The 19,888-nt window shown below is 71.2% G+C and carries 15 protein-coding genes and 3 pseudogenes; 3 read left to right on the forward strand and 15 right to left on the reverse strand.

Translation table 11 applies throughout. From position 1 onward, the window contains the following. Positions 1 to 350 precede the first annotated feature (350 nt). The 6 genes from AB0C22_RS16235 to AB0C22_RS16260 form a co-directional block, all read right to left on the reverse strand. Positions 351 to 1,559, reverse strand: coding sequence for a Gfo/Idh/MocA family oxidoreductase (locus tag AB0C22_RS16235; protein ID WP_219464230.1), 1,209 nt, complete (start codon positions 1,557 to 1,559; stop codon positions 351 to 353). Positions 1,560 to 1,579: 20 nt separating this feature from the next. Continuing rightward, positions 1,580 to 2,635, reverse strand: coding sequence for a substrate-binding domain-containing protein (locus AB0C22_RS16240; RefSeq protein ID WP_357535622.1), 1,056 nt, complete (start codon positions 2,633 to 2,635; stop codon positions 1,580 to 1,582). Between the two features lie 110 nt (positions 2,636 to 2,745). Then, positions 2,746 to 3,867, reverse strand: coding sequence for an ABC transporter permease (locus AB0C22_RS16245; RefSeq protein ID WP_357535624.1), 1,122 nt, complete (start codon positions 3,865 to 3,867; stop codon positions 2,746 to 2,748). A gap of 31 nt (positions 3,868 to 3,898) precedes the next feature. Then, complete coding sequence (locus AB0C22_RS16250; RefSeq protein WP_357535626.1) at positions 3,899 to 5,488, reverse strand: sugar ABC transporter ATP-binding protein; 1,590 nt, start codon at positions 5,486 to 5,488, stop codon at positions 3,899 to 3,901. Then, entirely contained in the window at positions 5,485 to 6,663 is a 1,179-nt protein-coding gene (locus tag AB0C22_RS16255) for an ROK family transcriptional regulator (RefSeq protein ID WP_208568827.1), read from the reverse strand. Before AB0C22_RS16255 ends, AB0C22_RS16250 begins: the two co-directional genes overlap by 4 nt. A 417-nt stretch (positions 6,664 to 7,080) precedes the next feature. Beyond that, on the reverse strand, positions 7,081 to 8,190 hold the full coding sequence (locus AB0C22_RS16260; RefSeq protein ID WP_357535628.1) for a YihY/virulence factor BrkB family protein: 1,110 nt from the start codon (positions 8,188 to 8,190) through the stop codon (positions 7,081 to 7,083). A 228-nt stretch (positions 8,191 to 8,418) separates the two neighbouring features. Between AB0C22_RS16260 and AB0C22_RS16265 the strand changes: the two genes are divergently transcribed. Continuing rightward, a complete protein-coding gene (locus AB0C22_RS16265; protein WP_357535630.1) occupies positions 8,419 to 8,751 on the forward strand; it encodes a type II toxin-antitoxin system RelE/ParE family toxin in 333 nt (110 codons plus the stop codon). Beyond that, entirely contained in the window at positions 8,751 to 9,065 is a 315-nt protein-coding gene (locus AB0C22_RS16270) for a helix-turn-helix transcriptional regulator (RefSeq protein ID WP_357535632.1), read from the forward strand. The genes AB0C22_RS16265 and AB0C22_RS16270 overlap by 1 nt, the downstream gene beginning before the upstream one ends. A 119-nt stretch (positions 9,066 to 9,184) precedes the next feature. On the opposite strand, the gene AB0C22_RS16275 is transcribed toward AB0C22_RS16270, so the two are convergent. Beyond that, complete coding sequence (locus tag AB0C22_RS16275) at positions 9,185 to 9,376, reverse strand: DUF397 domain-containing protein (RefSeq protein WP_357535634.1); 192 nt, start codon at positions 9,374 to 9,376, stop codon at positions 9,185 to 9,187. Next, positions 9,367 to 10,155, reverse strand: a complete 789-nt coding sequence (locus tag AB0C22_RS16280; protein ID WP_357535636.1) for a helix-turn-helix transcriptional regulator — start codon at positions 10,153 to 10,155, stop codon at positions 9,367 to 9,369. The genes AB0C22_RS16275 and AB0C22_RS16280 overlap by 10 nt, the downstream gene beginning before the upstream one ends. A gap of 304 nt (positions 10,156 to 10,459) precedes the next feature. Here AB0C22_RS16280 and AB0C22_RS16285 point away from each other — a divergent pair, with 304 nt between their 5' ends. Next, positions 10,460 to 10,705 (forward strand): flavin reductase, encoded by a 246-nt coding sequence (locus tag AB0C22_RS16285; RefSeq protein ID WP_357535638.1) that lies wholly within the window; start codon positions 10,460 to 10,462, stop codon positions 10,703 to 10,705. A gap of 216 nt (positions 10,706 to 10,921) precedes the next feature. Here AB0C22_RS16285 and AB0C22_RS16290 read toward each other — a convergent pair. The 7 genes and pseudogenes from AB0C22_RS16290 to ppdK all read right to left on the reverse strand — a co-directional run. Further along, a pseudogene (locus tag AB0C22_RS16290) lies at positions 10,922 to 11,380 on the reverse strand (hypothetical protein); the annotation flags it as partial. Positions 11,381 to 11,781: 401 nt separating this feature from the next. Then, a complete protein-coding gene (gene dnaG / locus AB0C22_RS16295) occupies positions 11,782 to 13,656 on the reverse strand; it encodes a DNA primase (RefSeq protein ID WP_357535640.1) in 1,875 nt (624 codons plus the stop codon). Positions 13,657 to 13,742: 86 nt separating this feature from the next. Continuing rightward, positions 13,743 to 14,056 (reverse strand): annotated as a pseudogene (locus tag AB0C22_RS16300) (BCCT family transporter); the annotation flags it as partial. Positions 14,057 to 14,152: 96 nt separating this feature from the next. Then, a complete protein-coding gene (locus AB0C22_RS16305; RefSeq protein WP_357535642.1) occupies positions 14,153 to 14,986 on the reverse strand; it encodes a siderophore-interacting protein in 834 nt (277 codons plus the stop codon). Between the two features lie 273 nt (positions 14,987 to 15,259). Then, positions 15,260 to 16,603: pseudogene (locus AB0C22_RS16310) on the reverse strand (deoxyguanosinetriphosphate triphosphohydrolase family protein); the annotation flags it as partial. Between the two features lies 1 nt (position 16,604). Continuing rightward, positions 16,605 to 16,754, reverse strand: a complete 150-nt coding sequence (locus tag AB0C22_RS16315) for a hypothetical protein (protein ID WP_357535644.1) — start codon at positions 16,752 to 16,754, stop codon at positions 16,605 to 16,607. 154 nt (positions 16,755 to 16,908) lie between these two features. Next, complete coding sequence (gene ppdK / locus AB0C22_RS16320; protein WP_219464245.1) at positions 16,909 to 19,638, reverse strand: pyruvate, phosphate dikinase; 2,730 nt, start codon at positions 19,636 to 19,638, stop codon at positions 16,909 to 16,911. Positions 19,639 to 19,888 lie beyond the last annotated feature (250 nt).

Consider the following 19,888-nt stretch of genomic DNA (forward strand, 5'->3'; position numbering starts at 1 on the left):
CGCCGTACCCGGTCCCGCACGGCGTGCGGGCGGGGCTGGCAGGCAGGGCCGGTTCGGCGTCTCGGCCCTGCCTCCCCGCATCCGGCCAACGGCGGCGGCGCGCCCTCGGCCGGACGAATGGGTGGTGATGAACCGGATTCCCCAGGGAACCCGAATCATACTTATCTATATTCCTACTGGCGGCCCTCCGGTGCGACCGGGGAATCCCGGTCCGGCCGCACCGGACGGCCATCGTGCGCGTGTCCCCGGGCCGGGTGGCCCGGGTGCGCGCCCTCCACTGCCGACCCCGGCCCGGCCGCGGGGCGCAACCGCGGCCGGTCCCTCGCCGGTCGACGGCGGAGGTGCCTGGGTCAGACGGCGAGCGCGGCCAGGGCCGGCTCGACGTCGGTCCACCGTGAACCGAGATCCGCCGAGCGGGTCACCGCGTCCAGCACCAGCTGGACCTGCAACGCGTCGGCGAACGACGGGGTCGGGTCGACACCGTTGGCGACCGCCTCGACGAAGTCGCGCATCTCGTGGGTGAAGGAGTGCTCGTAGCCGATGATGTGGCCCGGCGGCCACCACGCCGCCATGTACGGGTGTTCGGCCTCGGTGACCAGGATCCGGGTGAATCCCTGCTCGGTCGCCGGCCGGGAGGCGTCGTAGAACTCCAACTCGTTGAGGCGTTCCAGGTCGAACACCACCGAGCCGAGCGAACCGTTGATCTCCACCCGGAGGGCGTTCTTACGGCCCGTGGCGAACCGCGTCGCCTCGTACGTGGCCAGTGCCCCGTCGTCGAGCCGGGCCACGAAGATCGCGGCGTCGTCGACGGTGACCGTGCCGGTCGCCGTCGCGGTGCCGTCGACCTCGGCGGCCAGTCCGCTCGACGCACCCGGCAGCGGGCGCTCCTTGACGAACGTCTCGGTCACCGCGCTGACCCCGGTGATCCGTTGGCCGGTCACGAACTGGGTCAGGTCGATGATGTGCGCCCCGATGTCACCGAGGGCACCGGAGCCCGCCTTGTCCTTCTGCAGCCTCCAGACCAGGGGGAACTGCGGATCGACGATCCAATCCTGGAGGTACGTCGCGCGGACGTGCCGGATCGTGCCGAGCCGGCCTTCGGCGACCAGTTGTCGCATCAGCGCGACGGCCGGCACCCGGCGGTAGTTGAACCCGCACATGGACCGGATCCCGGCGGCCCCGGCGGTGGCGGCGGCAGCGGTCATCGCCCGCGCCTCCTCCACCGTGTTGGCCAACGGTTTCTCGCAGATCACGTGCTTGCCGGCGGCGAGCGCGGCAAGGGCGATCTCGGCGTGGCTGTCACCTGGGGTGCAGATGTCGACCACGTCGATGTCGTCCGAGGCGACCAGGGCACGCCAGTCTGTGGTGTGCGTGTCCCAGCCCAGCCGGTCGGCTGCCTCGGCGACCTTCGCGGCGTCCCGGCCGCAGATCTGCGCCATCCGAACCCGGGCAGGCAGTTCGTACACCCGGTTCACGGTGCGCCACGCCTGTGAGTGCGCGGCGCCCATGAACGAGTATCCGATCATGCCGACCCGGAGTTCGCGGTGATGAGTGGACAAGGTGGGTCTCCCCCCGTGTATCAGAACCCGAGCTTGAGGTAGTTGCTCGCGTTCTCCTTGGTGATCGTCTCCGAGGCGAGGACGATCTCCTTGGGCACCTGGAGTTCCACCAGGTCGGACATGCCCTTGCCCTGGCCGATCAGGCGGGCCAGGGAGATGGCCGAGGAGGCCATCGACGGGCTGTAGGTCACGGTCGCCTTGAGCACCGTGTTGTCGGCCTGGATGTCCTCCATGGCCTTCTTCGAGCCGGCGCCGCCGACCATGAAGAACTCCTTGCGGTTGGCCTGGTTGACGGCGGCCAGGACACCGATGCCCTGGTCGTCGTCGTGGTTCCAGATCGCGTCGATCTTGGGCAGCGCCTGGAACAGGCCGGTGGCGGCCTGCTGGCCGGAGTCGGCGGTGAACTCCGCCGGCCGCCGGTTGGCCACCTTGAAGCCGGCCGCGGCGAGGGTGTCGGCGAAACCCTTGGACCGCTGCTGGGTCAGCTCCAGCGAGTCGATGCCGGGGATCTCGCCGATGACCGGGGCGCTGACACCCTTGGCCTTGAGCTGCGCCACGATGTAGTTCGCGGCGGCCACACCCATGCCGTAGTTGTCGCCCATGATCTGGAGCCGGTAGGCCAGCGCGTCCGGGAAGGCACGGTCCAGGTTGACCACCGGGATCCCGGCCTTCATCGCCTCCAGGCCGAAGGCGTTGAGCTCCTTGCCGTCGTGCGGCAGCACCACGATGACGTCCGGCTTCTGGGCGACCAGGGTGGACAGCGCGGCCCGCTGGGCAGCCGCGTCCGCACCCGCCTCGACGGTCTTGAAGTCCACGTCGGAGTACGCCCCGGCCTGCGCCTTGGCGTTGTTGGTGATGGCGGCGATCCAGCCGTGGTCGGCGGCGGGGGCGGAGAAGCCGATGGTGACCTTCTTGCCGGGGGCGGCGTTGCCACCACCGGAGTTGTCGGCCGCCTTGGTCTGCGCCGCGGTCGGTGTGGACTCGTTGCTGGTGCAACCGGCGAGGAGCACACCGGCGCCGACCGCCGCACCGCCGAAGAGCAACCGGCGACGGGACAGGTCACGGGGCTGGGTCATGACGACCTCCTGAAATGACGGATGGTGGGGTGAAAAAGGTTGTGCTGATCCCGGCCACCGTCGGTGGCCGCCGGAATTGCGCTGGTGCGAAGGGGTAGGGACGTGCCCGGTCAGGCGGAGGTGGTGGCCTTGTTGCGGCCGAGGAACTGGGTGACGCTGCGGAACTGCACCTGCTGGATCAGGACGGCGCCGACGATGATGCCGCCCTTGACCATGTTCTGCGCCTCGGTGGACAGGCCGTTGATGGCGAAGAGGTTGGTGATGGTGGAGAAGATCAGCACCCCGAGCAGGGAGCCGACGATGGTGCCCCGGCCGCCGCTGAGCAGCGTGCCGCCGATGATGGCCGCGGCGATCGCGTCCAGCTCGTACAGGTTGGCCATGGCCGCCTGGGCGGAGTTGGCCTGCGCGGTCAGCATGATCGCGGCAATGCCGCAGCAGAGCCCGGACAGCGCGTACAGCAGCAGGGTGTGCCGCCGCACGTTGATCCCGGCGAGCCGGGCCGCCTCGGGGTTGCCGCCGACGGCGACCGTACGCCGGCCGAAGGTGGTCCGGTTGAGCAGCACCCAGCCGGCGGCGACCACGGCGGCCAGGATGTAGACCAGCAGCGGGATGCCGAGCAGGTCGGTGCTGGCGATGCCGTTGATGAAGGAGTTGTTCGACACCTGGGTCTGCTTGCCGGAGATCTGTGCGGCCAGGCCCCGGGCGGCGACCATCATGGCCAGCGTGGCGATGAACGCCACCAGCCGGCCGTAGGAGATGAGTATCCCGTTGACCACCCCGACCGCCGTGCCGACCACGATCGCGGTGAAGATCATGCCGCCGGCGCCGTAGCTCTGGGTGGCGAGCGTGGTCGCCCACACCCCGGCGAGGGCGACGATCGCGCCGACCGACAGGTCGATGCCGCCGCCGATGATCACGAAGGTCATCCCGACGGTGACCACCCCGACCACCGAGGCGAGCTTGAGGATGGTCAGCGTGTTGCCCCACACCCAGTCCGGGTTGGAGTAGAGGTCCCAGCGGGTCGCGGCGCCGATCACGACCAGCACCACCAGCACGCCGATCAGGCCGAGGTTACGCTTCGCGCCCTCACCCCCGTCGCCCTGCCAAAAGGACAACCCGCCCGTCCGCGGCTTCTCCTTGAGCGACGCCGTCACCGCCGGGTCGACCGGCGGGGACTGCGCCGGCAGGTCCGCCGGCCGGTCCGGTGTCGCGGTCCCGGTCGACTCACTCATGCCGTCACCTCGTTATGTCCACTGCGCTCGCTCATGCCGGCGCGCCTTCCATCAGAGACCCCGCCATGACGAGGTCGAGCACGGTGTTCTCGTCCAGTTCGCCGGCGGGCGCCTCGCGCACCATCCGGCCCTCGCGCATCACCAGCACCCGGTCGGCCAGACCGAGCACCTCGGGTACCTCGCTGGAGACCAGCAGCACGCCGACCCCCTGGGCGGCCAGGCCACGGATCACCCGGTACAGCTCGGCCCGGGCCCCCACGTCCACCCCCCGGGTCGGCTCGTCGAGCAGCAGCAGCCGGGTGTCGCCGAGCAGCCAGCGCCCGACCACCACCTTCTGCTGGTTGCCGCCGGACAGGGTGCGTACCGCCCGGCGCACGTCGTTGGGCCGGAGCTGGAGTTCGTCGGCGATCCGTTCCGCCTCGGCCCGCTCCCGCCCGGCGTTGGTGAAGCCGAGGCGGGCGTACCGGGAGAAGGTCGCCAGGGTGACGTTGCGGTGGATCGGCTCGCCGAGCAGCAACGCCTGACTCTTCCGCTCCTCCGGGGCCATGCCCATGCCGGCCCGTACCGCCGCGCCGACGCTGCCCGGCCGCAGGGTCCGGCCGCCCATCCGGACGGTGCCGGACTCGGCGCGGCGGGCCCCGTAGATCGTCTCCAGCAGCTCCGAGCGCCCGGAGCCGACCAGGCCGGCGATGCCGACGATCTCACCGGGACGGACGCTGAGCGAGACGTCGGCGAACTCACCGGTGCGGCTCAGCCCCTCGACCCGCAGCAGCTCGTCACCGGCGGTCGGCGCGGTCGGGCGGTCCGGGAAGACGTACTCGATGTTCCGGCCGGTCATCCGGGCGACCAGGTCGCGGGTCGGGGTGTCGCGGGCCGGCAGGTTCGCCGCCGTGGTCCGGCCGTCCTTGAGTACGGTGACCCGGTCGCCGATCTCGCGGATCTCCTCCATCCGGTGCGAGATGTAGATGACCGCGATGCCCTGGGCGGTGAGTTCCCGGATGATCCGGAACAGGTTGTCGACCTCGTCGTGGGCCAGCACCGCGCTCGGCTCGTCCATGATGATCAGTCGGGCCTCGTGGGACAGCGCGCGGGCCATGCTGACCACCTGCTTGCCGGCGGCCGGCAACGCGCGCACCATCCGGCCGGGCGGGATCTCGCCGTGGCCGAGCCGGCTCAGGATCTCCCGGGTACGCCGGGCCATGTGGCCGCGCCGGACGAACCCGGCGACCTTGGGCTCGTGGCCGAGGAAGGCGTTCTCCGCGACCGAGAGGTCCTCGACCAGGTCGAGTTCCTGGTAGATGGTGGCGATGCCGGCGCGCATGGCGGCCTGCGGGTTGGCGAAGTGCACCGGCTCACCGCGCCACTGCACCTGGCCGGAGTCCGGCCGGTGCACCCCGGCGAGCACCTTGATCAGGGTCGACTTGCCGGCGCCGTTCTGCCCGAGCAGGCAGTGCACCTCACCGGCCCGCACCTCCAACTGCACGCCGTCGAGGGCGCGTACCCCGGGGAAGGTCTTGACCACGTCGGTCAGCCGGAGCACCACCTCACCGGCGACGGTGTCGGCGGGCGCCTCGACCAGCGGGCTGTTGTCCCCGGCGGCGGAGGTCGGTGCGTTGCTCATGATGCCTCCCCGAAGGCGACGTCGCTGGCGAGGACGGCCGCGCCGGCCACGCCGGCGCGCGGTCCCAGCTCGGACAGGACGACCGGCAGGTTGCCGGTGGCCAGCGGCAGCGACCGGCGGTAGACCACGCTGCGGATCTCGGCGAGCAGGATGTGCCCGAGGTGGGCCAGCCCGCCGCCGATGACGATCATCGAAGGGTTGGTGAAGCTGACCAGCCCGGCCAGCACCTGCCCGACCCGGCGACCCCCGTCGCGGATCAGCTGGATGCAGGTGACGTCACCCTCGATCGCCGCCTCGGCGACGTCGCGGGCGGAGACGGCACCCCGGGCGGCGAGCCGCTCGGCCAGCGCGGGCGAGGCGCCGGTACGCGCGGCGACGCCGGCCTCCCGGGCCAGGGCCGCTCCGCTGAAGAGCGCCTCCAGGCAACCGGCGTTGCCGCAGGAGCAGGTCGGCCCCCCGGCGTCGACCTGGATGTGCCCGATGTCCCCCGCGCACCCGTCGGTGCCCCGGTAGACGTCGCCGCTGAGGTAGATCCCACACCCTATTCCGGTGCCGATCTTGATGAAGAGGAAGTCGTCGACCGAGTGCGCCACCCCCCCGTGCCGCTCCCCGATCGCCATGATGTTGACGTCGTTGTCGACCACCGCCGGGCAGCCGTGCTCCCGGCTGAGCAGTTCGCGCACCGGGTAGCGGTCCCAGCCGGGCATGATCGGCGGCGACACCGGCAGCCCGTCGCGGAAGCTCACCGGCCCGGGGACCCCGACGCCGACGCCGTTGAGCCGCTCGTACGCCCCGTCCACCCGGGCCTTGTGCAGCAGGTCGTTGACCCGGTGCAGGATGGCCTTCGGACCGGAGCGGATGTCGGCCACCTCGGCGTACGCGGCGACCGGCTCCAGCCGCCCGTTGACCACCTCGACGTCGATCGAGCTGGCGCCCATGTCGACGGCGGCGAACCGGAGGTCGGGGTTCAGCTCGACCAGGGTGGAGCGACGGCCGCCCCGGGAGGCGGCCAGTCCGGCCTCGGCCACCAGGCCCAGCCCGACCAGGCGTTCCAACTCGGCGAGGAGCCGGGGACGGGGCATCTGCAACCGGTCACCCAGCTCGGCCCGGGACGCGGGCCCCTCGTCGCGGAGCAGCCGCAACAGCTGCACATGCAGGGGATCTGCCGCCCGCACGGGACTCACCTCCGTCTCAGGGTTCACATTGACGTCACGCCGATGTGTTGTGGTCGACACAGTAGGAGAGTTCCGAGGCGCATGTCCATACCTTCAGTCGTTCCGCCGGCAACTTTTGTCCGAAAGAACAAAAGCTACTAGTGGATCAAGAAAAGGTTGACAGACTGAGAAACATCCGCAACGACCTGCTACCACCACCGGGTGACCCTCGCACACCGGCCCCGCTCCGCGCGGCCGAAGCACTACCGGATCAGGCCGGCCGTGACAAGTGGCCACCCCGCCACGGAGACGCGGCGGGGTGCGGCAGGCGGGGCGGGGCGGCGTGGGGCAGGCGGGGCGGCGTGGGGTCGCCGGGGCAGGGGCGCGGCAGGTGCGGGGTGGGCGACGCAGGCTGGGCGGCGTGGGGTCGCCGGTGGGTCAGCGGCCGGGGGCGGCGTTGCGCTTCTTACGCAGCTTGCGGTCGTCGCGCAACTCGACGTACGGCTCCTCGTCGGGGTCGTGACCGGCGGAGATGGCCCGGCCCCGTTCCAGCTCGGCGTCGAACTCCGCACCGAGCAGGATCGCGATGTTGCTCAGCCAGAGCCAGACCAGGAAGATGATCACGCCGGCCAGCGCGCCGTAGGTCTTGTTGTAGGACCCGAAGTTGCTCACGTACAGGGCGAACAGGCCGGAGACGAGCAGCCAGAGCAGCACCGCCAGCACGCCGCCCGGGCTGACCCAGCGGAACCCGCCGTGCCGGGCGTTCGGCGACGCCCAGTAGAGGATCGCGAACATCAGGCTGACCAGCACCAGCAGCACCGGCCACTTGGCGATGTTCCACACCGTCAGCGCCGTGGAGCCGAGCCCGATCGCGTTGCCGACCTGCTCGGCGAGGCCGCCGGTGAAGACCACGATCACCGCGGCGGCGAGCAGCAGCACCCCGACCAGGGCGGTCACCCCGAGCCGGATGGGCAGGGTCTTCCACACCGGCCGCCCCTCCGGCACGTCGTAGATGCTGTTCGAGGCGCGCATGAACGCGCCCACGTAACCGGAGGCCGACCAGAAGGCGGCGACCAGACCGATGATCGCGGCGACGCTGGCCAGCCCACCGGACTGGCCGGCCTGGTCGATCGCGGTCTCGATGATGGTCCGGATGTTCTCCTCCGGCACCACCTGGCCGACCGTGTCCCGGACCCCGCTGGTGGCCCGCTCGCCGAGCAGACCGAGGATCGAGATCAGCACCAGCATCCCGGGGAAGATCGACAGCACCCCGTAGTAGGTCAACGCGGCGGCCCAGTCGGTCAGGCTGTCCTCCTGGAACTCCCGCCCGGTGCGCTTGAGCGCCGCCTTCCAGTCCGCCCGATGCAGGTCCGTGGGGCTGTCCGGGCCGTCGTCGGGACCGACCGGTCGGGTACGCGCGTCGGCCTCCCGCCGGTCACCGGGCAGCCGATCGCCCGACGGCCGGTCGTCGGACCGGTCCCGGCCGCGCCGCGCAGCGGTCACGGTGGCCGCGTCGTCGCGGTCGGCGTGGGTCTCGTCGGAGGCCATCGCCCCTCCTCGGGGATCTGCGGATGTCACCCTCCGACATGCCCCACCGACCCCGCCGACTAAACCGGCAGCACAGACCCGTCACCTCGCGGGCAGACGACGACCAATCCCAGACAGGGGCGCCTCGACCAGCCGCTCCGGCCAGGGTTCCCGATCATGGGATCGAACCCAGCCGCGTTGATCTGTGCGCACCCTGGTTCGACATCGCAAGTTTGCTATAGTTGGCAAGTGTCCCGGCCAGTCTTCTACCACCCTGAGGCCGGAACCGAGCTTCACGCCCTCCCCACCACCGAACAAGCAGCAATCGGTCACGCGGTCGAGAAGTTGGAAAGCCAGGGCGTGAGCCTCGGCTACCCCCACTCAAGCTCCATCAAGACTGCGAACGGCCTACGGGAACTGCGCCCACGTGGTGGACACAGCCGGTGGCGAGCCATCTACGGGCAGGCCGGCGCCGCGTTCATCGTCGGAGCAATCGGCCCTGAAGCCAGCGTCAACCAGCGAAGATTCAACCGAGCAGTGACAGCCGCAGAACAGAGGATCAAAGACATAGAGGACGCGTGATGAAGCTCTCCGACCTGAAAACCTCGCAGCAAGTCATCGACGAACGCCGCAAGGATCCGGCGTTCCGCGCCGAGTGGGACCGGACAGCATTCGCCCGCGACGTGGCTCTCCGCATCGTGAAGTACCGCGAAGACAACGGTCTCACGCAGACTGCCCTGGCGCGCATGGTGGGCATGACCCAGTCCGTCATTGCCCGCTTGGAGTCCGGCGACCAACCACCCTCCATCGCCACCCTGGCAAAGCTCTCCAAGGGAACCGACATGAGCTTCGACGTCAGGATCACCCATGGTGAGGTCGAGTTCATAGCCGCATAGAGTCTCGACCCCGGGGCGAGACTCTGTGTCGACCTTCCCTGCGTGGCAAGCGACACATCGACGTTTCGATCAAATCCACGAGGCGCCGCTACGGAGCACTGCGCCACGGATCGCCGCCGTTAAGGTCGGCCGCCCACCTGCGCCACGAAGGCACACCAGGCGCGCGGTCCGAAGGCCAGCACCGGCCCGTCCGGGTCCTTGGAATCACGTACGGCCACCACGCCGGCCAGGTTGTCGGCCACCTCGACGCAGTTGCCTCCCTGACCGTTGCTGCGGCTGCTCTTGCGCCACCGGGCGTCGCTCAGATCCATGTCTCCGCCACTTCTGCTATCAGTTCCAAGGACTGCTGCTGCGACAGTGCCTCACCACGGATCGATTCCCAGACCTCGACCATCTGCCGAAGATAATCGGAGCGGTCGACCACCTGCCCATGGAGCTGACCCTCCTGGTAGACGACATCCTCCCCGTGCGGCGAGGTGGCGATCACGAAGGGGCCATTGATCCCAGGGTACGCGCCGGCCGAAAACGGCACGACCTGCATTCGGACCCGAGGCAACGTGGATCCCGATTTCACCAGATGACGCAACTGCTCGCGCATCACCTCCGGTCCGCCGATCTGGCGACGCAGCACGCACTCATCGATGACGGCGGTGAGCAGTGGCGGCCGGTCCCGGGTGAGTATCACTTGGCGATCGAGGCGGGTCGTCACCTGCTGTTCGATCTCGTCGGTCGCGAACAGCCCACCTCCGGACAGCAGTGCATGAGCATAAGCCTCGGTCTGCAACAGGCCCGGCACGCAAAGCGGTTCGAACGTGCGCAGCGCCGTGGCTTCCTGCTCGATGCCAGCCCAGTCCCGAAACCAGGGCACCACGGTTTCTCGGCTGATCCGGCGTTGGATGCGTTCGAAGCGGCCGTCGGTGGTGAACACCGTGTCGCAGCGGCGCGCGAAGTCCAGGCTCGGCCGACGCTCGCAGGTCTCCACCTTGGCCACCAGCGCGCCCGAATAGCTCAGCGCCTCGGCCAGCGCCGCCTGGGACATGCCGTTGGCGGCCCGCACGAGCCGCAACTCCTCCGCGAAGTGGTCCAGCATGGACGAACGTTCCACCAGACAGCCTCCGTACATCCTCGTACCGTTCCGGGTCGACCGGTCCACGCCTGGGCCGTCGGCAGGTCGAACCTCCCACCGTAGTCGGATCATCAACAGAATGTCACTCAGCGGGACCGCTCCCGGGATCGGACGGTGGGCGGAACCAGGCCGGGAGCGTCCGTCGGTGTCGTCGGCGGGCGCTCCCCTCCACCAGTGACGGAGGCTCGACCATGCGCCAGACCAGCCGGCCCCGCTGCGGATTCCCGCGTCACCCCCACCCCCGCAGCGGTCGGCCAGGGGTGCGCTGATGCCCCGGTACCGCCCACATGTCGCGGCCCGTCCCTCCTGGCGTTGCCGGGTGTGCGGGGCGGCCTGGCCGTGCTCGCCGGCCCGGTTGGCGCTGCTCGGCGAGTACCGCGAGGATCGCACCGCCCTGCTGTTCTACCTGGGCACCCTGTTGGGCGAGGCGATGAGCGATCTCGCCACCCTGCACGACGGTGTCGCCCCACCCGACCTGACCGCACGCTTCGTGACCTGGGCAAGAGCCCGCTGACCCGGTCGGTATCGGTCCGCCTGGGTCGGCCTCGGTCGGTATCGGTCGGCCTCGGTCGGCCTGGCCGGTCACCACGATCTCGCCGCGCCGGGCTCGAACCGCACCGCCAACCCCGGCCCCCGCGACCATGATCGACTCAACGGGGCCGAGATGGCGGCATCCGTCTCGCGGCGACCACGCGACATGGCCGGAGTTGCGAGACGTACCCGCCGAGAGTCAGAGGTCGGCCGGGGCGGTGGCGGCGCGGGCGGCGGCGACCAGTTGGTCGGTCTCGGCGCGTACCCCGTCGGCGTCGACCGGGGTGCCGGGGTCGTAGCGGACCGTCCAGGTCAGACCGTCCGCCCCGGCCACCCGCCGGGCCGCGATCCGGCCCGAGCCGCCGGGCACCGGGTGCTGCTGGGTGTACGCCACCGAGCGGGTCACCCGCGCCCGCACCTGGTGCGGCAGGTCCCCCGGATCGAGCAGCAGGTACGTCTCGACGGGACCGTCGGCGACCACCAGGTAACCGTCCCGCTCGTCGATCGTCTCCGCCACCGTGACGGTCAGCTCCCGCCCGGACCAGACGGCCTTGAGGATGTCGTGCCAGCCCAGCCGCTCCGCCCGACCGGGCAGCCAGAGCCCGAGGTTGGTCGCCACCAGCACCCCGCCGCCACCAGAACCGGTACCGGCCGACGCACCGCCAACAGCCGACGCACCGCCAACGACCGACGCACCGCCAACGACCGACGGGCCGGTGCCAGCCGACGCACCGCCAACGACCGACGCACCGCCAACGACCGACGCACCGCCAACGACCGACGGGCCGGTGCCAGCCGACGGGCCGGCGACAGCCGACGAGCCGGTGGCGACGGAAGACGTACCGTCAGCGGCAGGCACATCGTCGGCGGGCGGCGGGCCGGTGACAGCCGACGGGCCGGCAGTGACAGGCACACCGTCAGCGGCAGGCACATCGTCGGTGGGCGGTGCGTCGTTGCTGCCGCCGTTGCCAGGGGCGGCCCAGGCCAGCACCCGCTCCCCGGCGGTCAGGGCGGGGCGGGCGGCGGCGGGCAGCTTGGGCTTGCGGCCGAACAGTCCCATCAGAGTCCTCCCGCGGCCTGCTCGCGCAAGGCCCGCGCATGCTGTTCCAGCGAGAGCAGTTCCCCGAAGAGGGCGAAATACTCGTCCTTCTGGTTGACCGGGTTGATCCGCTGGATCTTGGACTTCAGGTCGCGGATCCGGGCGGTCACCGAGCCCCACTGCAACTGGGCGAGGGTGCTGGAGACGTACCTCGGGTCGGGTTCGCCGTCGATCCGCAGCGGCTCCACCGCCAGCTCACCGACGAGCGCCTGGGCGGCCAGGTCCTCGCAGGCGTCCCGCACGGCACCGATCCACACCGCGCCGCCGGCCGCCACCGCCGCCCCGCCGGCCGCCGCGATCGCCGTACGGACCGCGACGTGCACCGGGTGCCGGTACTCGGCGGCCTCGACGGCGTCGAACATCGGGCCGGCGAGGACCGGCTCCTGAAGGGCGAGTTTCAACGCCTCCCGCTCGACCATCGACTCCGGGCTGTCCACGGCGGGCGCGGCCGGACGGGTCCGACCCCGGGGCGGGGCGGTGGCCTCCCGTTCGCCGGGGGAGTTGGCGGCGGCCAGCACCGCCCGCTGCACCGGCTCGATCTCCATGCCGAGGTCACCGGCGAGCTTACGGACGTACTCGGGACGCTTCTCCCGGTCCTTGATCTTGGCAACCAGGGGCGCGGCCCGGCGCATCGCCTCGACCCGGCCGTCCACCGTGTCCAGGTCGTAGCGGTTGATCACGTGGCGGAGGGCGAAGTCGACGAGCGGCTCGCGGCGGGCCACCAGGTCACGGATCGCCAGGTCGCCCTTTGCCAACCGCAGGTCGCACGGGTCCATGTTGTCGGGGCTGACCGCGATGAAGGTACGCCCGACGAAGCGCTGGTCGTCCTCGAAGGCACGCAGCGCGGCCTTCTGCCCGGCGGCGTCCCCGTCGAAGGTGAAGATCACCTCACCGGCCACCGCGTCGGTGTCGAGCAGCAGCCGGCGCAGTACGCCGATGTGGTCGGCGCCGAAGGCGGTGCCGCAGGTCGCCACGGCGGTCGGGACCCCGGCCAGGTGGCAGGCCATCACGTCGGTGTAACCCTCGACGACGACCACCCGGCCCTGCTTGGCGATCTCCCGTTTGGCCTGGTCGATGCCGTAGAGCACGTGCGACTTCTTATAGATCGGCGTCTCGGGGGTGTTGAGGTATTTCGGGCCGTCGTCGTCGTCGAAGAGTTTCCGCGCCCCGAAGCCGATCACATCACCGGCGATGTCGCGGATCGGCCACATCAGCCGGCGACGGAATCGGTCGATCAGGGTGCCCGAGCGCGACGGCCGGGACAACCCGCCGGTGACCAGCTCGTCATGGGTGAACCCCTGCTGACGCAGGTGCTTGGTGAGCAGGTCCCAGGCGTCCGGGGCGAAGCCGCACCCGTACCGCTGCGCGGCGGCCCGGTCGAAACCGCGCCGGGCCAGGAACTCCCGGGCCGGGCGGGCGCCGGCCGTGGTGAGCTGCGCCTGATAGAACTCCACGGCGGCGGCGTGCGCGGCCACCAGCCGCTGCTTCTGCCCCTGCTGCGGACGGGCCCGGGGCGCGGCCTGGTCACCCTCGACGTAGCGCAGCTGGATGCCGACCCGGTCGGCGAGCCGCTCGACGGACTCGACGAAGGTGAGATGCTCCGCGTCCATCAGGAACTTGATCGCGTCGCCACCGACGCCGCAACCGAAGCAGTAGAAGACGTTACGGGCCGGTGAGACGTTGAACGACGGGCTCTTCTCGTCGTGGAACGGACAGAGGCCCTTGAGGTTGCCACCACCTGCCGACTTGAGGGTCACCGTGTCCGAGATGACCTCGGCGATGGAGGCACGCTCGCGGACCAATGCGATGTCCTCGTCCCTGATCCGCCCAGCCATGCGGTGCCACCCCCTCGGCCCTCCATCCTGCCCTGCCGGACCGACGATCCGTCGGGCGGGGGACGGGCGGCTGGCGAACGCCCGGCTCAGCGGGGAGGACGGTGCAGCCAGTGGGTGACCGGGGGCGGGTTCTCCTCGTCGTACGACCGGGCGGCCCGCACGGCGGCGGACAGGCCGGACCGGCGTCCCCGGTCCGGGTGCGGGTTGACCGCCGGGTCCCGGACCATGTCACGCAGCAGCGCCACGGCGAGCCCGAGCATCACCACCACGAACGGCAGCGCCACCATGATGGTCGCCTGTTGCAGGGCGGCCAGGCCCCCGGCGAGCAGCAGCGCGGCGGCGACCGCCCCGATCAGCACCCCCAGAGCACCACGAGTACGCGGTGCGGGCGCAGTGCGCCCCCGAGGTGTGCTCAGGCCCCGTGGGCGGTACTCATCAGGCCCCCGTGGGCGGTACTCAGGCCCCGTGGGCGATGCTCAGGCCCCGTGGGCGGTGCTCAGGTCAGGACTTCGGCCTCCTCGGCCTCCACCTGGCGGTTCCAGTCGGGCTTGGTGGAGCGCCAGCCCTCGTCGTCCATGCCCTGCCGCCAGTAGCCGGAGATGGACAGGTCGGCCCGGGGCACGTTCCGCTCGACCCGCAGCAGCCGGCGCAGCTCCTTGACGAAGGTGGCCTCGCCGTGCACGAAGGCGTGCACCCGGCCGGGCGGGAACTCCAGCTCCCGCACCGCCGCGACCAGGGCCTCGCCGACCGGTCGGCCGGCCCTGTGCAGCCAGGTCAACGCCACCGCGCCGGGGCTGGGCAACGACTGCTCGTCGGCCGGGTCGGCGATCTCGACCAGGACGATCGCCGGGGCGCCCTCGGGCAGCCGCTCCAACGCGGCGCCGATCGCCGGCAGGGCACTCTCGTCACCCACCAGCAGGTGCCAGTCCGCCGTCGGGTCCGGCGCGTACGCCCCGCCGGGGCCGGTGAACAGCACCTCGTCGCCGGGCCGCAGCCGCGCCGCCCAGGGCCCGGCCAACCCCTCGTCGCCGTGGTGCACCACGTCGATGGTCAGCTCGCCGGCCGCCGCGTCCCAGGCCCGCACGGTGTACGCGCGCAGCCGGGGCCACTGCTCCCGGGGCAGCTCCTGCTTGATCGCCGTCAGGTCCAGCGGCCTCGGCAGGTCCACCCCCTCGGGCGGAAAGACCAGCTTGACGTAGTGGTCGGTGAACTCCCCCACCGGCAGCCCGGTCAACTCCTCCCCACCGAGAACGAGTCGGACCAGGTGCGGGGTGGGCCGCCCGACCCGCACCACCCGCGCCGCAGTAACCATCTTGGAGCGCTCCGCCATAAAACTAAGGCTACCCTAACTCCCCCACCCCTCTCCCCCCACCCCTTTCCCCCGCCCACCCCACCCCTCCACCCCACCCCTCCCCGGTGATCAAGAGGTTTGCGTCAATCCAGCGATCAACTTTGACGTAAACCTCTTGATCAACTGACGCAAAGCTCTTGATCACCGGGGAGGAGGGCGGGAGCGGGGGAGCGGAGGGCGGGAGCGGAGGGCGGGAGCGGAGGGCGGGAGCGGAGGGCGGGAGCGGGGGAGCGGGTTTCAGGTGAGGTGGGTGTGCCAGGTCAGGGCGGCGGGGTCGGTGAGGGAGGCGACCTGGTCGATGATGACGCGTAGGCGGGCCGGGTCGTCTCCGGCCTGCCGCCAGAGGGGGGCGAAGACCGGGTCGAGGGCGTCCGGGGCGCGGTCGACGAGCACGGTGACCAGTTCGGTGAGGACGTCCCGCTGACGGTCGTAGCGGGTGCGGGCGTCCGGGCGGCACATCACGTACCGCCAGGCGATGCCCTTGAGCAGGGCACACTGCGCCCTGATCCGGCGCGGCACGACCAGGTCGGCGGCGTAGCGGTGGTGCGGGCCGGGGCCGAAGCGGTCCCGGGTCGCCCCGACCACGGTCGCCACGAACCGGCCGGTGAGCACGCTGGTGGTGGCCTTGAGGGCGACCTGCGCCCGGTGGCTGCCGTCGTACCCGGCCAACGGGGTGAGCACCGGGTCGGCGAGCAACTCGACAAGCACCCCGCCGAGGTCGTCCGGGGACTCCCCGGAGTAGACGGCGGCCACGTCGACGCAGAGCGCGGCGCGTTCGTCCGGGTCGTCGAGGAGTGGACGCAGCGAGACGTAGCCGCCGTGGATGCCGTCCTCGACGTCGTGCACCGAGTACGCCACGTCGTCGGCCCAGTCCATCACCTGCGCCTCCAGGCACCGGCGGGCCCCAGCGAACGGGTCGACGGCAGGCCGGCCACGCCGATCGGCACCAGACCCCACAGCAAGCGGGTCGGCAGCAGCCGGGCCGACGGCCAGCGGGTCGGCAGCAGCCGGGTCGACGGCAGACGTGGCGGGGGTGCCGGCGCGTAGCCAGTCGAAGACCGGGCGGTCGTCGCCGTACGCGCCGAACTTGCGCAGCCCGGGGCGGCGGGGCCACGGGTACTTGCTGACCGCGTCGAGCGCGGCCCGGGTGAGGTTGAGCCCGGCGGGGCTGCCGTCCGGGGCGAGGACCTTGGCCTCCAGCCGGGTGAGCACCCGCAGCGTCTGCGCGTTGCCCTCGAAGCCGCCGCAGGACGCGGCGAGCCCGTCCAGGGTGTCCTCGCCGTTGTGCCCGAAGGGCGGGTGCCCGAGGTCGTGGGCCAACCCGGCGGTGTCCACCAGATCCGGGTCGCAGCCGAGGCGGGCACCCATCTCCCGGGCGATCTGGGCCACCTCCAGCGAATGGGTCAGCCGGGTACGCAGGAAGTCGTCGGTCCCGGCGACGTGCACCTGGGTCTTCGCGGCGAGCCGACGGAACGCCGCCGAGTGCAGCACCCGGGCCCGGTCCCGCTCGTACGGGGACCGGCCGTGGCCGGTGTCCTTGGGCGTCTCCTCGACCCACCGTTGCGCGTCGGCCGGGTGCCCGTCGACTGTGGGCATCTCAGCCCCGCCGGGGCTCGTCGTCGCCGGACAGGGCCGGCCCGGACACGCCGGACAGGGCCGGCCCGAACGCAACCGGCCCGAACGCGCCGGGCGCGACCGGCCCGAACACGCAGGTCCCGGGTCGGCCGGCATCGACGGTGGCGCTCATCCGGTCACCCCTTCACGGTCGTACCCCATGGTCGCGGGAGCCCAGGTTACGCCGCACCGCGCCGGGGGCGCGCGCACCGGGAACCCCGCGACCCGGCCGGGCACCGACGCCGCGCGACGCCCACCGGCGGCGGGCCGGTGGGCGTCGCGGGCGGTCAGCGGCTGTCGGAGCCGGTCGTCTCGATGGCGGCCCGGCCGGCCTCCAGCCGGGCGACCGGCACCCGGAACGGCGAGCAGGAGACGTAGTCAAGCCCCACCTCGTGGAAGAAGTGCACCGAGTCGGGGTCGCCGCCGTGTTCGCCGCAGACGCCGAGCTTCAGCCCGGGGCGGGCGGCCCGCCCCTCCTCGGCGGCGATCCGGATGAGCCGGCCGACCCCGTCGCGGTCGATCGACTCGAACGGGGAGATGCCGAAGATGCCCAGTTCCAGGTAGCGCCAGAAGAATGCGCCTTCGACGTCGTCGCGGGAGAAACCCCAGCCCATCTGGGTGAGGTCGTTGGTGCCGAAGGAGAAGAACTGGGCCGCCTCGGCGATCTGGCCGGCGGTCAACGCCGCCCGGGGTACCTCGATCATGGTGCCGATCAGCACCTCGACCCCGCTGTCCCCGACCACCTCGGCGATGATCTTCTCGGCTTCGGCGCGTACCGTCTCGAGCTCCTGGACGGCGCCGACCAGCGGGACCATGATCTCCGGGCAGGCCGCGCCGCCGTCGCGGGTGACCGCGACGGCCGCCTCGGCGATCGCGCGGACCTGCATCGCGAACAGGCCGGGGATGACCAGGCCGAGGCGCACGCCGCGCAGGCCGAGCATCGGGTTCTCCTCGTGCATCCGCCGGACGGCGGCGAGCAGCGCCTCCTCCTTGGCGACGTCCTCGCCGCGTTCCTGGGCGACGGCGACGTTGACCGCGAGCTGTTCCAGCGGGGGCAGGAACTCGTGCAGCGGCGGGTCGATCAGCCGGACGGTGACGGGGAGCCCGGCCATCTCGCGGAAGATCTCCACGAAGTCCTGGCGCTGCAGGGGCAGCAGAGCGGCGAGGGCGTCGGTGCGGTCGGTGTCGGTGGCGGCGAGGATCAGGCGTTCGACCAGTTCCCGCCGGTCGCCGAGGAACATGTGCTCGGTGCGGCACAGGCCGATGCCCTCGGCACCGAACCGCCGGGCGCGGGCCGCGTCCGCCCCGGTGTCGGCGTTCGTCCGCACCGCCAGCCGCCGCCGTGCGTCGGCGTGCGTCATGATCCGGTGTACGGCCCGGACCAGCGCGTTGTCGACGTGCGCCGGGTCGAGGCTGCCCTCGAAGTACTGGACCACCTCGGACGGCACGACCGGCACCTCGCCCAGGTAGACCTTGCCGGTGGTGCCGTCGATGGAGACGACGTCGCCCTCGGAGACGGTGCGCCCGCCGACGGTGAACCGCTTCGCCGGCACGTTGACCTCGATCTCGTCGGCCCCGGAGACGCAGGTCTTGCCCATCCCCCGGGCCACCACGGCGGCGTGGCTGGTCTTGCCGCCGCGCGAGGTGAGGATGCCCTGGGCGGCGATCATGCCGTTGAGGTCGTCGGGGTTGGTCTCCCGGCGGACCAGGATCACCGCCTTGCCCTCGGCGGCCAGCTCGACGGCGCGGGCGGAGGTGAAGACCACCGCGCCGGACGCGGCACCCGGGGAGGCCCCGATGCCCCGGGCGACCGGCGGGACGTCGTGGTCGAGCTGGAAGCGGGGGAACATCAGCTGGGCGAGCTGCGCGCCGTTGACCCGGTGCAGCGCCTCGTCGAGGTCGATCAGGCCCTCGTCGACGAGCTGCCCGGCGATGACGAACGCGGCGGCGGCGGTGCGCTTGCCCACCCGGGTCTGGAGCATCCAGAGCTTGCCCCGCTCGATGGTGAACTCGATGTCGCAGAGATCCTGGTAGTGCCCTTCCAGCCGGGCCATGATGTCGAGCAGCTGGTCGTAGGAGGTCTTGTCGAGCCGTTCCAGTTCCTGCAACGGCACGGTGTTGCGGATGCCCGCGACGACGTCCTCACCCTGGGCGTTGGCCAGGTAGTCGCCGTAGATGCCCTGCGCGCCGCTGCCCGGGTCGCGGGTGAAGGCGACACCGGTGCCGGAGTCGGGGCCGAGGTTGCCGAAGACCATGGCCACCACGTTGACGGCGGTGCCGAGGTCGGCCGGGATGCGTTCCTGGCGGCGGTAGAGGATCGCCCGCTCGGCGTTCCACGACTCGAAGACCGCCCGGATGGCCAGGTCGAGCTGCTCGCGCGGCTCCTGCGGGAACTCCCGCCCGGTGTGCTCGGCAAAGATCTTCTTGTACGTCTCGACCAGCCCGCGCAGGTCGTCGGCGTCCAGGTCGAGGTCGTCGTGGGTGCCCTTGGCCCGCTTGGCCTCGTCGAGGGCGTGTTCGAACTCCTCGCCCGGTACCTCGCAGACGGTCTTGCCGAACATCTGGATCAGCCGGCGGTAGGAGTCCCAGGCGAACCGGTCGTTGCCGCCGGAGGCGGTCGGGTCCGCGCTGCCGCCGGCCTGGCGGGCGAGTCCTACGACGCTGCGGTCGTTGAGGCCGACGTTGAGGACGGTCTCCATCATGCCGGGCATCGAGAACCGGGCACCGGAGCGTACCGAGACCAGCAGTGGGTCGTCCGGGTCACCGAGACGACGCCCCATCTCCCGTTCCAGGGCTTGCAGGTGGGCCTCGATCTGGCCGGCCAGCCCGTCCGGCTCCCGCCCGGTCGCCAGGTACGCCTGGCACGCCCCGGTGGTGATGGTGAAACCGGGCGGCACCGGCAGGCCGAGATTGGTCATCTCGGCGAGATTGGCGCCCTTTCCACCGAGCAGGTCCTTGAGATCCTTGTTGCCCTCGGCGAAGTCGTAGACGTACTTGTCCGTCTCGTGCGCTGTCACCAGAAGCCTCCCACGCGCGCCGGAATTGACACTTAACGAAGGTTCAGTTCTGACCTACCCCGGGGCCGACCTCCGGCAATCCGGCCTGGTCAGCGATCGGTGGGCGAAGGTTAAGCGAACATCGGGCAGCCTGGGACCGTTCGGTGACAATAGGCACAGCCATCACGACTATCCGCGTTCGCGCCGGTTTCTGGGAACGCTTCCATGCGCACGATCACGCAATTCCGCTTCCTCCTCGTACTCTTGACGT

Source organism: Micromonospora sp. NPDC048894, from assembly GCF_040649765.1.
GTDB lineage: Bacteria > Actinomycetota > Actinomycetes > Mycobacteriales > Micromonosporaceae > Micromonospora > Micromonospora antibiotica.